This is a genomic window from Streptomyces maremycinicus, from assembly GCF_001184025.1.
Classification (GTDB): domain Bacteria; phylum Actinomycetota; class Actinomycetes; order Streptomycetales; family Streptomycetaceae; genus Streptomyces; species Streptomyces maremycinicus.
This window is the reverse complement of record NZ_BBYG01000012.1, coordinates 435701-450197: the sequence shown is the minus strand read 5'-3', so window position 1 is coordinate 450197 and position 14497 is coordinate 435701. Positions and strand designations below refer to the sequence as shown.

The window sequence follows — 14497 nt, the reverse complement described above, 5'->3', positions numbered from 1 at the left end:
CGGCCGGCCGACGCCGGTACGGGTGCGAGGGGAGGCCCCCGCACCCGTACCGGCCCCTCGGCTAGAGCGTCACCCTGCTGCCGCCCAGCGTCACCACCAGCTGGCCGTTCGAGGCGAAGGACCAGGCGAGCGCGCCACCGTAGGAGGAGGCGCACCGGGAGCCGTTGGCGCCGGTCCAGAACTGGTTGGTGCCGTCGGCGTCACCGACGGTCTTGTCGTTGGAGCCGCTGACGTTGTACCGGCAGGACGTGTCGGTCCGGAACACCGAGGTCCCCGCGTCCCACGAGTAGTTGCGCTCGGCGTTGTCGATGCTCAGGTTGTTCGACACGGTCATGGAGCCCGGGTTGCTGTTGTAGGTGAACCCGTGGTGGCCGTTGCGGTAGGCGATGCTGCGCCGCACGACGTGGTCGACGGCGATGTCGTCTCCGCCCAGCTTGTAGCCGTTGCGGTCGCCGTTGCTGTTCACGGTGCCGTCGGACAGGGTGCCGTTGCCGTACGAGAGGGAGTCCTCGATGGTCACCGGACCGATGGCTCCGGTGTCCGTCTTGGTGTAGAGGTCCCAGCCGTCGTCGATGTTGTGGTGCGCGACGGCGTACCGGAAGACGTTCCCGGTGCCGGTGGTGAGCTTCGCGGCGAACCCGTCGGCGTCCTCGCCGTCGGAGTCGGCGTTGTCGTGCGACTCGGCGGACAGGACCAGATTGCGGGCGGGCCACTGCGCGGCCGGTGTGCTGGAGGCGATCCGGCCGAGCTGGAGCCCGGTGTCGTGGTTGTAGCGGGTGACGGTGCGCTCGATGACGTTGTCGCTGCCACCGACGTAGATCCCGTTGTCACCGGCGTGTTCCACGACGAGGCCGTAGACATGCCAGTACGAACCGAATAGCTGGAGCCCACGGTTCGACGAACTCTCGGTCTGCGCGGAGAAATTGAGGACCGGTGTCTCACCCGGATAGGCGGACAGGGTGGTGAGCGCGCCCGCCGTGCCGCTGCTGGTGGCCGGGACGGTGACCGTCGAGGACTGGGCGTACGTCCCGCCGCGCAGGTAGATCGTGCCGCCTGCGGTGACGCGGCTGATCGCCGAGGTGAGGGTGGTCGGCGCCGACTGGGTGCCGGCCGCGCCGTCCGTGCCGCTCGGTGAGACGTAGATCGCGCCGCCCGCCGGGGGTGTGGTGCTGTCGGCGGTGGTCGCCTCCAGATAGTCGACGTTGGGCAGGCCGGTTGCGGCGGTCGGGGCGAGCCGGACGGTGTTGCTCCCGGCGTTCAGCGACACGGTGAGCGTCCTGGTGACCCAGGTCGACCAGGCGCCGGTGCCCTCGAAGGACGGCGTCTGCACGGTCGTGCCGTTGACGACCAGCGAGGCCTGGCGGGCCGTGGTGGTGCCGTTGGCGAAGCGGACGTTCAGCGTCGCCGTGCCGGCCGTGGCCGCGTTCACGGTGAACTGGGCGTAGCCGCCGGTCCCGTTGGTGCCGTTGCAGAATCCGCTGCCGGAGTAGCCGGTCCAGTCGGAGTCGATGGTGCCGGCGCAGACCGCCGGGGAGGTCTCGGCCTCGTAGCGGGTGGTGGTGGCCGCCTGGGCCGTGGTGCCGGACAGCGCGACGAGCGCCCCTGCCACCAGGCTGACGCAGGCCGTGACGGATCTCAGCTGCATGATTCATCTCCAGGAACGGAACGAGTGCGGGTCGGCCGAACCAGAAAGCGCTTTCCGTCGGAAGTTAGGGGAGTGGCGTGAGCGCGTCAAGAGACGCGTACCTGTCCCCTGTTCACATCCATGGACGGCAGAGTGAGGGTGTGTCCGCGTGTGTCCGTGTGCGTCCGGGTGCGCTCGATCTCCTCAAGGGATCCGCGCAGGAGCGTCACACAGACTGCACACAGTCCTTGGAACCTGTCGTTAGCGTTTCCGGCCATCGGACCCCCGCGTAGGAAGACCGCAGATGGACTACTGCTCCACGTGTCGCCGGCATCTCAACGGCGCCCTGGTGTGCCCTGGATGCGGCGCCTACGCCCCGGACATCGCCCCGGTCACGGTCGACCGCGGCATCGCCCCGGCCCGGGCCGCGATGTCGCTGCGCATACCGGCACCGGTGCCCGCCTCAGGGCCGACGCGGGCGCCCGCGACGTCGTCATATGCCGATCCGGCGACATGGGCCGCCGCTCCGACCGGCCCGGAGAGCGAGCCGGAGAACGCCCCTGAGGACGCCCCGGGGAAGACCCCGGCGATCGAGCCTGTCGCGGGGTCCGTTCCCCACGCGCCGTCGGGGCGGGCCGCCCGGCGGCGGCAGCTGGCCCGGTGGAAGAAGAACCAGCGCCGGGCCGTCGTCGCGACGGCCGTCGCCCTCGTCGGAGGCGGGCTGGGCTTCGCCGCGCTGGACCGCCAGACAGGCGACCAGGCGCAGGCGGCCGCGGCGCCGGAGACCCCGACCACGGAGGGCGGCGAGGAGCCGACCCTGGAACACACCCGCCCGACGGTGACCCGCTCCGACGCGCGGACCTCGCCCTCGCCCGGCGCGCCGTCACGGCCGTCGGCGAACATCCACCCGGACTCACCGGCCTCCTCCCCCGCCACGGTGCCGTCGGCGCCCCGGCAGGGGAACGGAACCTCGTCCTACGAGGGGACGGCCGCCGCACCCGACGGCACGACGGGCTTCTCCGGCGGGACGGGCGCGAACCAGCAGCCGTCGTCCGCGTCCACCGCGGGCTCCGCCACGGGTTCATCGGCCTCGGGCGCGGGTTCGGCCCCGGGGTCAGGCTCTGGCTCGGGCTCGAACTCCGCCTCGGACGCGTCCGGTTCGTCGTCGTCCTCGTCGTCTTCGTCCTCCTCGTCTTCGTCCTCCTCGTCCTCTTCGACGAGCACCGCGCCCGCGGGTACCTCGCCTTCGGACATCTGCCTGCTGGGCCTGATCTGCCTCAGCTGAGCGGCCGGCCGGACGGGTCCCGTTCCAGGAAGTAAGACGCCTCTTGGTAGCGGGACCCGGCTCCGGTAGAAATGGGCCCCATGATTCACGAGCCCTTGGTGCGACGCCTGGTCATCGACCTGTGCCGACGCCCGGCTGCGTGTTGTTGATCCCGGGTCACTGATTCTCTCCACCCGCCGTGCGGTCGTAGGACCCGGCGGGTCTCTCCCCGGTATCCCGGCGCCCTTTGGAGGCCGCCCGTGTCCGCAACACGCCCATGGTCGAAGGCCGACCCCTCCACCACGGCGGCCAACTCGGCCGCCCCCTCCCCCGCCTGGGCACGTCTGCGCCACTTCGCGCTGCCCTTCGGCTCGCTCCTGCTGTTCCTCGCCCTCTGGCAGCTGCTGGCGGTGAGCGGGACCTGGAGCGAGACACTGGTCCCGCCGCCGGCCAAGGTCTGGGACGCGTTCCTCGATGTGTCCACGACGCACGACGGCGTACGGGGCTACAACGGCACCACCCTCATCGAGCATCTCGGCATCAGCCTGCGGCGCATCGCGCTCGGCGCCGGTATCGGCATCGCCCTCGGCGTGCTGTTCGGGCTGGTCATGGGCACCGTCGGCTGGGTGCGTTCGCTGTTCGAGCCCTGGATCACCTTCCTGCGGACGCTGCCCCCGCTGGCCTACTTCTCGCTGCTGATCATCTGGCTGGGCATCAACGAGGAGCCCAAGATCACGCTGCTGGCCGTGGCCGCCTTCCCGCCGGTCGCGGTGTCCACCACGACGGCTGTCTCCGCCGTGCCGCAGAGTCTGATCGAGGCGGCTCGGGCACTGGGCGGGTCACGGTGGGACGTCGTCAGGGACGTCGTCGTGCCGTCCGCCTTGCCCGAGACGCTCACCGGCGTCCGACTGGCCGTGGGCGTGGCCTACTCCTCGCTCGTCGCGGCCGAACTGGTCAACGGGCTGCCGGGGATCGGCGGCATGGTCAAGGACGCCGCCAACTACAACAACACCCCCGTGGTGCTGGTCGGCATCATCGCCATCGGGGTATCGGGCCTGTTCATCGACGGTCTGCTGCTGCGGCTGGAGCGGGCCGTCGTGCCCTGGCGCGGACGCGCGTAAGTCCCCCTCTCTCTCCCTCTCTCCTCTTCTCTCCTTTCCCCTCGACTCCCGTCCCCTCGCTCCCTCTTTCCCCCTCGACTCCCGTCCCCCGCTCCCTCTCCCCTTCCTTCGTTTCCCCTCCCCTCCCCTCCCCTCCCCTCCCCTGCAAAGGAACGGCCAGCCATGTCCCGTGTTGCCCAAGGCCCGTCCCGTCGGCTGCTGTTCGCCGGTGCCCTGGCCGCCGTCACCGCCGCCGTCACCGGCTGCTCCTCGGACAGCGCTGCCTCGTCGTCCGGCGGAGCGAAGCGGCTGCGCATCGGTTACTTCGCCTTTCCCAGCGGCGACCTGATCGTGAAGAACCGGAAACTGCTGGAGAAGGCGCTTCCCGACTACAAGATCACCTGGATCAAGTTCGACTCCGGCGCCAGCGTCAACCAGGCCTTTCTCGGGAAGTCGCTGGACATCGCCGCGCTCGGTTCGAGCCCGTTCGCCCGGGGGATCTCCGGGAGTTCGCCGATCCCGTACAAGGTCGCCTGGATCCTGGACGTCGCGGGCGAGAACGAGGCCCTCGTCGCCCGCAAGGACACCGGAATCACGGATGTCGCCGGTCTCGAGGGAAAGACCATCGCCACCCCCTTCGCCTCGACCTCGCACTACAGCCTGCTGGCGGCACTGGAGGCGGCCGGGCTGAAGACCTCCGACGTCAAGCTCGTCGACCTCCAGCCGCAGCCGATCATCGCCGCCTGGCAGCGCGGGGACATCGACGCCGCCTACGTATGGCTGCCCACCCTCGACGAACTGCGCGAGAGCGGCACCCAGCTCACCAGCAGCAAGGAGATAGGCGCCGCCGGCAAGCCGACCCTGGACCTGGCGGTCGTCTCGGACGAACTGATCGCGAAGGACCCGACGGCGATCGACGCCTGGCGCAAGGTGGAGGCCGAGGCCCTGAGACTGATCAAGTCCGACCCCGACGGAGCGGTCGAGGCGGTCTCGGCCGAGCTCGGCATCAGCGCCGCCGACGCCAAGGCGCAGCTCGCGCAAGGGGTGTTCCTCACTCCGGAGGAGGTCGCCTCGGCCGACTGGCTGGGCACCGACGGCAGCCCCGGCAAGCTGCTGACCTACCTCACCGACACGGGCGCGTTCCTGGCGGGCCAGAAGCAGATCGAGGCCGCACCCGCCGAGGACGTCGTCGGCAAGGCGTTCTATCTGAAGGGGCTGCCCGATGTCCTCAAGTGAGGCCGCCCTCAAGGGAGTGGCGGCGGACGACGCCCGCACCGGGTCCGTCCGGCTGGACAACGTCACCCATCGGTACGGCCCGGTCACCGCCGTGGGGCCCGTCGATCTCACCGTGCCGGCGGGCGAGTTCCTCGTCCTCGTCGGCGCCTCCGGCTGCGGCAAGAGCACGCTGCTCCGGCTGATCGCCGGTTTCGAGCAGCCCACCGAGGGCGCGGTGCGGATCTCCGGCAGCGCGGCCCGTCCCGGGCAGACGGCCGGGGTGGTCTTCCAGACGCCCCGGCTGTTCCCCTGGCGCACGGTCGGCGGCAACGTCGACCTCGCGCTGCGGTACGCGCGGGTCGCCCGCACCCAATGGCCGCAGCGCCGCGCCGAGTTGCTGGCGCGGGTCGGCCTGGAGGGCACCGAGCGGCGCCGCGTCTGGGAGATCTCCGGGGGCCAGCAGCAGCGGGTGGCGATCGCGCGTGCCCTGGCCGCGGAGAACCCGCTCTTCCTGCTCGACGAGCCGTTCGCCGCGCTGGACGCGCTGACCCGCGAACGTCTCCAGGACGACGTCCGGCAGGTGACCGCCCTGACCGGCCGGACCACGGTCTTCGTGACCCACTCGGCGGACGAGGCGGTGTTCCTCGGCTCCCGCATCGTCGTCCTGACCAAGAGCCCGGGGACCGTCGCCCTCGATCTGCCGATCACCCTGCCGCGAGCCGGCGTCGACGCCGACGAACTGCGCGAGTCCCGCGAGTTCGCCGACCTGCGCGCGCAGGTCGCCCACGCCGTCAAGTCCGCCGCCGCGGCCTGACCGCCGTACCGGTACGAAAGGAAGGAAGCTCCGGTGACCCTCGAAACCCAGGTGGGCGCGCCGTCCCGGCTGCCCCTCACCCCCCTCGGCCCCGGCTTCGGCGCCGAACTCCACGGCCTCGACCTCGCCCGCGCGACCGACGCGGAGGTCGCCGCGCTGCGGACCGCGCTGGTGGAGTACAAGGTGCTGTTCGTACGCGGCCAGGACGGGCTGGACGACGCCACGCAGATCGAGTTCGGCCGACGGCTCGGCGAGGTCACCGCCGGGCATCCGGTGCACGACTCCGGGGTCGGCGTGCCGCCGGAGGTGTACGCCCTGGACAGCCAGGACGGCGGCTTCTCCGACGTGTGGCACACGGACGTGACCTTCGTCCCGCGCCCCCCGGCGATCTCCGTGCTGCGGGCCGTCGTCCTGCCGCCGAACGGCGGGGACACCAGCTGGGCCGACAGCCAGCTCGCCTACGAGTCGCTGTCGCCGGGGCTGCGGACGCTGGCCGACTCCCTCACCGCGGTGCACGACGGCAACCGCGCGTTCGGCTACTACCTGGCCCAGCGCCGGCAGGGCCGCGGAAACCGCTGGGAGGGCGAGGTGGTCACCGAACTGAAGCCGGTCGAGCATCCGGTGGTGCGGGTGCACCCCGAGAGCGGCCGGCGGGGACTGTTCGTGAACCCCGGGTTCACCTCGCACATCGTCGGTGTCTCCGATGACGAGAGCCGGGGCCTGCTCGACATCCTGTACGCGCATCTCACCAAGCCCGAGCATCTGGTGCGCCACCGGTGGCGGCCGGGGGACGTGGCCCTGTGGGACAACCGCAGCACGGCCCACTACGCCAACCGCGACTACGGCGACCGGCACCGCGTCATGCACCGCATCACGCTGCGGGGCGACCGGCCCCGGGGCACGGGGGACTGAGGAGACGCGGGGAACTTATCGGGGCGGCTGTTAGTTTCTACGTTGCTGTAGATCTTGTGCAGTCACTTACTCCGCCCCGACCTTCTGGAGTTCTCATGGCCCTGTGGGACCGCATCAAGGAGTCCGCGTCGACGATGCAGACCCAGCTCGTGTCGAAGAAGAACGACCTCAAGAGCGGTGCCTTCCGCGACGCGAGCATGGCGATGTGTGCCCTGGTCGCGGCGGCGGACGGCACCATCGACCCGGCCGAGCGGCGCCGGGTGGCGCAGCTGATCGCCACCAACGAGGTGCTCCAGAACTTCGACGCCACGGATCTCCAGCGGCGCTTCGACGACAACCTCAACAAGCTCACCACCGACTTCGACTTCGGCAAGGTCAGCGTGCTCCAGGAGATCGCCAAGGCGAAGAAGAAGCCGGCCGAGGCGCGCGCCGTCATCCAGATCGGCATCGTCATCGGCGGCGCCGACGGCGACTTCGACAAGACCGAGCAGGGTGTCGTGCGGGAGGCGTGCTTCACCCTCGACCTGCCGCCGCACGAGTTCGACCTCTGAGCGGGCCGAACTCCCCGAAGCCGCGCCGCTGAACCGGCCGGACGGTGGTGCGGGACACCCCGCGAGGTTCCCCGCACCACCGGAGACGTCCGTCGGTGGACGTCCGTCAGCGGATGTCCGTCGGTGGAAGTCCGTCGGTGGAAGTCCGTCAGTGGAAGTCGGTCAGGCCTGTCGCCGTGCCGTGTCCGTCCCACTCGACCTCCAGGACACGGGTCACGGCGTCCCGGTCGATCGGCCCGAACACGTGCGGGAACAGGGTGTCCCGAGCGACCCCGGGCGGCGGGGCGGGCGCGGCCGCCTCCCACGCGCAGGTCGCGGTGAGCCGCTCCTCGTCGAGGACCAGCGCCAGCAGCGGCCGGGCGCCGGTCCGGTAGAACGCGTTGACGACGGCGAGCGTGGTCGCCTCGTCCGGCGAGCAGTGCACGAATCCGTCCTGTGCGAGCGAGGCGGGCGCGTAGGGCCGCTCGGGGGCGGAGTTCCACTCGTCGAGCGGTACGACGTGGTAAATCATCGTCCCGTTATACAACGGGCGTTCAGCCGCCCTCGGGCAGCTCGATGATCTTGCCGTTCTCGTCGAGGGTGTGGGTGCTCCAATAGGTGTCCCACTTGTCGCCGACCTTCTCGGGGACCTTGCCCTTCGGATAGCGGGCCCAGCCCGGCGCCGGTTCCTCGCCGTCCGGCACGCAGTCGCTGCCGCCGTTGTTCACCGCCAGCACCGGGTACTCGCCGCCGCCGCAGGTCGCCTCCTCGATCTGGAGGGAGCAGCCGGTCAGCGCCGCGAAGGCCACGGCGGCCGCCGCGACCACACCCACCGCACCGGCCACCGCGCGGCCCGCTCCCCCTCGGCTCCTGGTCGTACGCATGGTGGGCGCTCCTCTGCACGGCTCGACGGCCGGCCAGCCCGACGGCTGCACCGGTGATGCGATCAGCCTGCCGAGCGCGGGAGTGATCCTCTTGAGTACGGGTACTCATATGTGCGGGGCGAGGTCCTCGACACGCCTGAGTGACGCCCCCTCCGGTCCCCGGCCCCTCATCGGGACCTGTGCTACCGTGATAAAAGTGGCAGTTTCGGTTACCAGAGACTTTTGAGTGCTCTTCGACCTTCCGTCGACGGGCACTCTTTTTGTTTTTGGGGCTTTCCCGATCCTGTCGCACCCGGGTCCGCAAGGTGCGGTGTCCGGGCCTTGCCCCATAGGGAGATTCAACATGGCATCTGGCACCGTGAAGTGGTTCAACTCGGAAAAGGGCTTCGGCTTCATCGAGCAGGACGGTGGCGGCGCTGACGTGTTCGCCCACTACTCGAACATCGCCACGTCCGGCTTCCGTGAGCTTCAGGAAGGCCAGAAGGTTACCTTCGACGTCACTCAGGGCCAGAAGGGCCCGCAGGCGGAGAACATCCAGCCCGCCTGAACCGCCTGACGCCGCCTGACGCTGACGCTGACGCGATCGGCTGCGCATCACGCGGACCAGTGGCCGGGGCCCGTACTCCCTGAGTGCGGGCCCCGGCCCATGGCATTTTGCCCTTTCGAGGAAGGTATCGGATGAACCGCAACAGCTCCGTCCGCTCCCGTACGGATCGGCGCCAGGGCGCCCCCTCCCGTTCGGCCAAGCCCGGGCGGAGTGGACGCGGGAGTCGTCCCGCCGCGTCCGGCGGTGAATTCGCGCTGCCCGTCACCCTCACCCCGGGACTGCCGGCGGTCGAGTCGTTCGCCGATCTCGACATGCCCGAGCGGCTGCTGACCGCCCTCGGCGCCGAGGGGGTCACCACCCCGTTCCCCATCCAGGCCGCGACGCTGCCGAACTCGCTGGCCGGCCGGGACGTGCTGGGCCGCGGCCGCACGGGCTCCGGCAAGACCCTCGCCTTCGGCCTCGCGCTGCTGGCCCGTACGGCCGGACAGCGGGCCGAGCCCCGGCAGCCGCTGGCCCTGGTCCTCGTGCCCACCCGGGAACTGGCCCAGCAGGTCAACGACGCCCTCACCCCCTACGCCCGCGCGCTGCGGCTGCGGCTCGCCACGGTGGTCGGCGGTCTGTCGATCGGCCGGCAGGCGAGCGCCCTGCGCGGCGGCGCCGAGGTGGTCGTGGCCACGCCCGGCCGTCTCAAGGACCTCATCGACCGGGGTGACTGCCGGCTGGACCGGGTCGCCATCACCGTCCTCGACGAGGCCGACCAGATGGCCGACATGGGCTTCATGCCGCAGGTGACGCAGCTGCTGGACCAGGTGCTGCCCGACGGCCAGCGCATGCTGTTCTCGGCGACCCTGGACCGCAACGTCGACCGGCTGGTGCGCAACTACCTGCACGACCCCGTCGTCCACTCGGTCGACCCGTCGGCGGGTGCCGTCACCACGATGGAGCACCACGTGCTGCACGTGGACGACGAGGACAAGCACGCCACGACGACGGAGATCGCCGCCCGCGACGGCCGCGTGATCATGTTCCTGGACACCAAGCACGCGGCGGACCGGCTGGCCAAGAAGCTGCTGGCGGTCGGGGTGCGTGCCGCGTCCCTGCACGGCGGCAAGTCCCAGAACCAGCGGACCAGGACCTTGGCCCAGTTCAAGGACGGCCACGTCACGGTGCTGGTGGCGACCAACGTCGCGGCCCGCGGCATCCACGTCGACAACCTCGACCTCGTCGTCAACGTCGACCCGCCCGGCGACCACAAGGACTACCTGCACCGCGGCGGCCGTACGGCACGCGCCGGTGAGTCCGGCACCGTCGTCACGCTGGTCCTGCCCCATCAGCGCCGGGAGGTGACGCGTCTGATGGCGGACGCCGGCATCACCCCGCAGACCACCCGGGTGCGTTCCGGTGAGGCCGAGCTGAGCCGCATCACCGGTGCGCAGACGCCCTCCGGCGTGCCCGTCGTGCTCACTCCGCCGCCGGCCGCCGAGGAGCGTCCCGCGCGTTCGGCGTCCACCGCGCGCTCGCGCCGCGGCCGTCCCGCGGCCCAGGGCGGCGGTGGCCGTGCCACCTCGCAGGGCGGCGGTGGCCGGGCCGCCTCGCAGGGCGGCGGTGGCCGGGCCGCCTCGCAGGGCGGCGGTGGCCGGGCCGCCTCGCAGGGCGGACGGCCCACCTCCCAGGGGCGTCGCCGCGCCCCGGCCAAGGGCAACGGCAACGCCGCGAACGGCCGCTGAGCCCCGCGGAGGCCCGGCGGGGGCTCACGCGCCGGCGTCCTCCGCCAGCGTGTGCGCGACCAGCGCGTTGGCGTGGCCGTGCCCCAGACCGTGCTCGGCCTTCAGCCAGGAGACGAGCTCCATGTGCCGGGTGAGGGGTGAGGCGCGGATCAGGGTCTTCCACTCGGCGATCGGACGTCCGTACTTCTTCTCGATGGACGGGAAGTAACTGGCGGGGCCCTTCACAGGTTCGGTCATGTCGATGAAGACCGGTGCCGGCGGGAGAAGTGTCCGCAGGCGTCGTGTGATCCGCGTCACCGGTACGGGGGGTGCGGTGCTCGTCCGGCCACCCCACCGGGGCGGGCCGGTCCGGCTGTGACGCAAGCCCTTCGTGCGGCCGCCGGGCTGTCACAGAGGGGTGCCGCCGAAGCCGATCTCGTTGCCGTCCGGGTCGTGATAGGTGACCTTGCGGACGCCGTTGGAGTAGGTCTCACGCCGGGCCGGGGCCAGACCTCGGCCCGCGATGGCGGCGACCCGGGTGTCGAGGTCGTCGACGACGAGGGTGTGCAGGGCGTGGCCCGCGTGGCCCGGCCGGTGCTCGATGTACAGGTACCGGTGCTCGGCGAGCTCCCAGACCGCCTCCGTGTCGTTCGGGAAGAACGCCGGCGGAGCGCCGAGCAGCCGCTCGTACCAGGCCAGGGCCGCTGCGTAGTCGTTGACGGGGATGCCTGCGAAGAGGTCGACGGCCATGTCCTCATCGTAGGCCGGGCGGCGCGCGACGACCCGGTGCCACGCAGCCGCCTCAGTCGTCCAGCACGCCCCGCAACTCGCCCCTGCGCCGGATGCCCAACTTCCGGTAGGTGCTGGTCAGGTGGGTCTCCACGGTGCGGCGCGCCACATGCAGGAGCTCCGCTATCTCGGTGTTGGTACGGCCTTCCGCCGCGAGTTCCGCGATCCGGCGTTCGCTGCCGGTGAGGGCCCCCGACCCGGTGTGGGCGGGCGTCGTGCGGCGGCCGCCGGCGGTCCGCAGGGCCTGTTCGGCATGGGTCAGGAGGCGGACGCTGCCCAGCCGTTCGGCGCGTTCGGCGCCCTCCCGCAGAAGGTCGCGGCCCCGGCCGCGCTCCCCCGCGTCGGTCAGCTGCCGGCCGTGGGCGAGCAGGGAGGCCACGAGTTCCGCCTCGGCCGGGGATTCCCGCAGGACGGCGACGGCCTCCGCGCCCAGTTCCAGGCCCCGGCGGCCCCGGGTCGCCCGGCCCAGGACCCGCAGTGCCCGTCCCGTCGTGCGCGGGGTGTTCCACACCCGGGCCAGTCGCAGTTCCTCCGTCGCCAGGGCCAGCGCCTCCTGGGGGTTGCCCAGCGCCAGCCGGCACTCCGCGGCCGCCGACCGCCACGGTGTGACGACGGGACTGAGGACCGCGCGGGCGGACTGCCGTCGGCCGCACTCCAGGAAGTCGTGCAGGGCGCCCGCGACATCTCCCTCGGTGAGCCGCAGCACGCCCCGCGCGTACAGGAACCGGTTGAGCTCCCACGAGTCGGGTGCGTCCCGCAGGTCGAAGGTGTCGGCCAGTACGCGGGCCTGCGCCGTGCGGCCCGTCTCGACCAGCGCGAGCAGGGTGTGCGCGTCGGCGTTGACCGGGCCGCCGGTGCGCCGGGCCCGGGGCGCCCCGGGACGGGCGGTGAGCAGGGTGCCGTACGCGCCACGCGCCGCCGCGATGTCCCACCGGGTGTCCAGCAGCGCCTGCTCCATCGGGTGCAGCAGGGTCGGGTGCTGGCCGGCCAGGCCGCGTTCCACCAGGCGTTCCGCCTCGTCCAGCTCGTCCGCCCACTGGGCCACCGCCGCGGCCGTGCCCAGCAGGAACGGCTCGGCGAGCGGATCGGCCGGTTCCGTCAGCAGGGTGCGCAGCCGGCGCATCGCCTCCCGCGCCGGGAGGTCGCCCGCGGTCGCCGCGTACCGCACGAGCAGCGCCTGGCCGGAGGCCCCGACGAGTTCCGGGGAGCGTTCGGCGGTGTCGGTGAGCCAGCGGTAGGCCTCCCGGCGGACCGTCTGGTCCTGGTCCGAGAGCAGCGCGGACGCGGTCTGGAGGGCACGCGCCAGGTCGGGGTGGCCGGCCAGCGTGGCCTCCAGCCGGCGCAACACCTCCACCGCCGTACGGACCTCCCCGCGGCCCACGAGCGCGGTGCCCAGCGCGATGGCCGTACGGACCTGGTCGCGGGGTTCGGCCGGCAGGTCGAGGGCCTCGGCCAGCCGCGGGATGCCCGCCGGGGTGTCCGCGGAGGCGTACTCCAGCGAGCCGAGTTCGGTGAGCAGCCGCTGGCGCAGGTCGTCGGGCAGCGGCTCCTGGAGGGCCCGGCGCAGATAGCGGACGGCGTCACCGGGGCGGTCGTCGCGCGCGGCCACGGTGGCGGCGTCCCGCAGCACGCGCAGCGCCCAGGGCAGCCCGGTGGGCGCGCTGCCCAGCAACTGCCTTGCCACCGCGTCGAGATGGTCGCCCCGGCGCAGCATCGCCTGGGCGACCGCCCGGTGCGCGTCCTGACGGCGGTCGGTCGACCAGCCGCTGAGCACGCCGTCCCGCAGGAGCGGGTGCGCGTAGCGGGGGCGGCCGGTCCGGTCCGGGCGCAGCACGCCGAGCCGCGTCATCGCGGTGAACCATCCGGAGACCCGGGCGGGGTCGGTGCCGGAGGCATCGGCGACGAGCGCGGCGAGCGTGTCGGTCGCGGCTTTCGAGGCGCACTCGGAATCGGTCTCGGCAGCACCTTCGGCAGCGGTCACGACAACGGTTCCCGCAGCGCTTTCGGCAGCGACTGCGGGTGCGGCTGCGGCTGCGGCTGCGGTCGGGGCTGCGGCAGTGGCCGCGGCCGGAGAGGCGGTCTCGTCCGCCTGTTCCAGGGCCGCGAGGGTGCGGGCCACCTCCGCCGTCGCCGGGCCCGCGCTGTCCAGCCACCAGGAGACGGCCGCCGGATAGGAACCCGGGTACAGCGCGGCGCACGTCCGCGGGACGGCCGTCGGCGGCGGGGCGCCGTCGAGGTCGTCGAGGAGGGCGTGCAGAAGCAGCGGGCTGCCCGCACCGGCCCGCACACAGTCCGCGGTCCACCGGTCGGAGGCCGTCGGGAAGGCCGCCCGGACCAGGTCGGCCGAGGCGTCGTCGGTGAGCGGGGCGAGGGTGTGCGTGCGGACCACGGACGGGGACAGGGCGTGGGTGAGACCGGCGGGCCGCGGGCCGATGTCGTACTGACTGCGCTCGGTGGCCACCAGCAGTACCGGTAATCGGTCGATACGGCGGGCCGCCTCCACGAACCAGCGGCGCGAGGCCTCGTCGGCGAGGTGGACGTCGTCCACGGCCACCATGAGCGGTGACTCGTCCGCGTAGGAACGCAGCAGCCGCCACAGCCGCGCCGCGCTCCCCCGGTCGTCACCGCCCGGCCCGACGTCCGCGAACTCGGGTACGGAGCCGAGGAGATGGAGCACCGAGGAGAAGGGCAGCGCGGTGTCGTCGGGCGAGCAGCGGGCGCGCAGCACCCGCATGCCGAGGTGGGACGCGTGCGCGGTGGCCGCTTCCAGGACGGCGGACCGGCCGGTGCCCGTGGCTCCGCGCAGCAGGACGAGACGGCCCTGGCCGGTCCGGGCCCGCTCCGCCTCCGCCGTGAGCAGCGCGTGCGCGTCCTCGCGTTCCCGCAACGGTCCGGTCATCCCTGCCTCCTGCTGTCGGGCACATCGGACTTGTCCATGTACACGTAGAGGTCGTGTGGTTCGGTACGGGTCCACGCGGCCGTTGTGGCGAGGCTCACGGTGGCCTCGTACGCGACGAACGAAAGGGCTCTGACCTGCGACGATGCAGGTGAACCGTGGTGCCTGAAGGCTTGCTCTCGTGGTCCCCCTCGTGGTGCTCCACGATTGCGCGCG

General features: G+C 72.2%; 14 protein-coding genes and 1 pseudogene. 8 read left to right on the top strand and 7 right to left on the bottom strand.

Annotated features, from left to right (window positions below; translation table 11 throughout):
- Positions 1–61: 61 nt before the first annotated feature.
- The gene (locus AOQ37_RS15105) at positions 62–1645 is read right to left on the bottom strand and encodes a right-handed parallel beta-helix repeat-containing protein (RefSeq protein ID WP_062644996.1); all 1584 of its coding nucleotides are present in this window, start codon (positions 1643–1645) and stop codon (positions 62–64) included.
- 283 nt (positions 1646–1928) lie between these two features.
- On the opposite strand from AOQ37_RS15105, the pseudogene AOQ37_RS42270 reads away from it, so the two are divergent.
- Positions 1929–2351, top strand: a pseudogene (locus tag AOQ37_RS42270) (SCO2400 family protein); the annotation flags it as partial.
- Positions 2352–2599: 248 nt separating this feature from the next.
- Here the strand turns inward: AOQ37_RS42270 and AOQ37_RS15095 are convergent.
- Positions 2600–2878, bottom strand: a complete 279-nt coding sequence (locus tag AOQ37_RS15095; protein ID WP_062644994.1) for a hypothetical protein — start codon at positions 2876–2878, stop codon at positions 2600–2602.
- 354 nt (positions 2879–3232) lie between these two features.
- Between AOQ37_RS15095 and AOQ37_RS15090 the strand changes: the two genes are divergently transcribed.
- The 5 genes from AOQ37_RS15090 (at position 3233) to AOQ37_RS15070 (ending at position 7480) form a co-directional block, all read left to right on the top strand.
- Positions 3233–4009 (top strand): ABC transporter permease, encoded by a 777-nt coding sequence (locus AOQ37_RS15090; RefSeq protein WP_062645145.1) that lies wholly within the window; start codon positions 3233–3235, stop codon positions 4007–4009.
- Positions 4010–4171: 162 nt separating this feature from the next.
- Entirely contained in the window at positions 4172–5224 is a 1053-nt protein-coding gene (locus AOQ37_RS15085; protein WP_062644993.1) for a taurine ABC transporter substrate-binding protein, read from the top strand.
- Positions 5211–6017: an ABC transporter ATP-binding protein gene (locus AOQ37_RS15080; RefSeq protein ID WP_062644992.1), complete on the top strand. Its 807-nt coding sequence runs from the start codon at positions 5211–5213 to the stop codon at positions 6015–6017. Before AOQ37_RS15085 ends, AOQ37_RS15080 begins: the two co-directional genes overlap by 14 nt.
- Positions 6018–6050: 33 nt before the next feature.
- Positions 6051–6929 carry a TauD/TfdA dioxygenase family protein gene (locus AOQ37_RS15075; protein WP_062644991.1) on the top strand — a complete coding sequence of 293 codons (879 nt, stop codon included), beginning with the start codon at positions 6051–6053 and terminating at the stop codon, positions 6927–6929.
- A 95-nt stretch (positions 6930–7024) separates the two neighbouring features.
- Complete coding sequence (locus tag AOQ37_RS15070; RefSeq protein WP_062644990.1) at positions 7025–7480, top strand: tellurite resistance TerB family protein; 456 nt, start codon at positions 7025–7027, stop codon at positions 7478–7480.
- 148 nt (positions 7481–7628) lie between these two features.
- Here the strand turns inward: AOQ37_RS15070 and AOQ37_RS15065 are convergent, their stop codons facing one another.
- Positions 7629–7991 (bottom strand): DUF952 domain-containing protein, encoded by a 363-nt coding sequence (locus AOQ37_RS15065; RefSeq protein ID WP_062644989.1) that lies wholly within the window; start codon positions 7989–7991, stop codon positions 7629–7631.
- Positions 7992–8013: 22 nt separating this feature from the next.
- A complete protein-coding gene (locus AOQ37_RS15060; RefSeq protein ID WP_062644988.1) occupies positions 8014–8343 on the bottom strand; it encodes an SCO0607 family lipoprotein in 330 nt (109 codons plus the stop codon).
- A 343-nt stretch (positions 8344–8686) separates the two neighbouring features.
- On the opposite strand from AOQ37_RS15060, the gene AOQ37_RS15055 reads away from it, so the two are divergent.
- The gene (locus AOQ37_RS15055; RefSeq protein WP_020133270.1) at positions 8687–8890 is read left to right on the top strand and encodes a cold-shock protein; all 204 of its coding nucleotides are present in this window, start codon (positions 8687–8689) and stop codon (positions 8888–8890) included.
- A 131-nt stretch (positions 8891–9021) separates the two neighbouring features.
- On the top strand, positions 9022–10617 hold the full coding sequence (locus AOQ37_RS15050; protein ID WP_078890185.1) for a DEAD/DEAH box helicase: 1596 nt from the start codon (positions 9022–9024) through the stop codon (positions 10615–10617).
- Between the two features lie 24 nt (positions 10618–10641).
- Here AOQ37_RS15050 and AOQ37_RS15045 read toward each other — a convergent pair whose 3' ends face one another.
- From AOQ37_RS15045 to AOQ37_RS15035, 3 genes are all read right to left on the bottom strand, one after another.
- Positions 10642–10854, bottom strand: coding sequence for a DUF4287 domain-containing protein (locus tag AOQ37_RS15045; RefSeq protein ID WP_062645144.1), 213 nt, complete (start codon positions 10852–10854; stop codon positions 10642–10644).
- A gap of 150 nt (positions 10855–11004) precedes the next feature.
- Positions 11005–11346, bottom strand: coding sequence for a VOC family protein (locus tag AOQ37_RS15040; RefSeq protein ID WP_062644986.1), 342 nt, complete (start codon positions 11344–11346; stop codon positions 11005–11007).
- 52 nt (positions 11347–11398) lie between these two features.
- Positions 11399–14284, bottom strand: a complete 2886-nt coding sequence (locus AOQ37_RS15035) for an AAA family ATPase (RefSeq protein WP_062644985.1) — start codon at positions 14282–14284, stop codon at positions 11399–11401.
- Positions 14285–14497 lie beyond the last annotated feature (213 nt).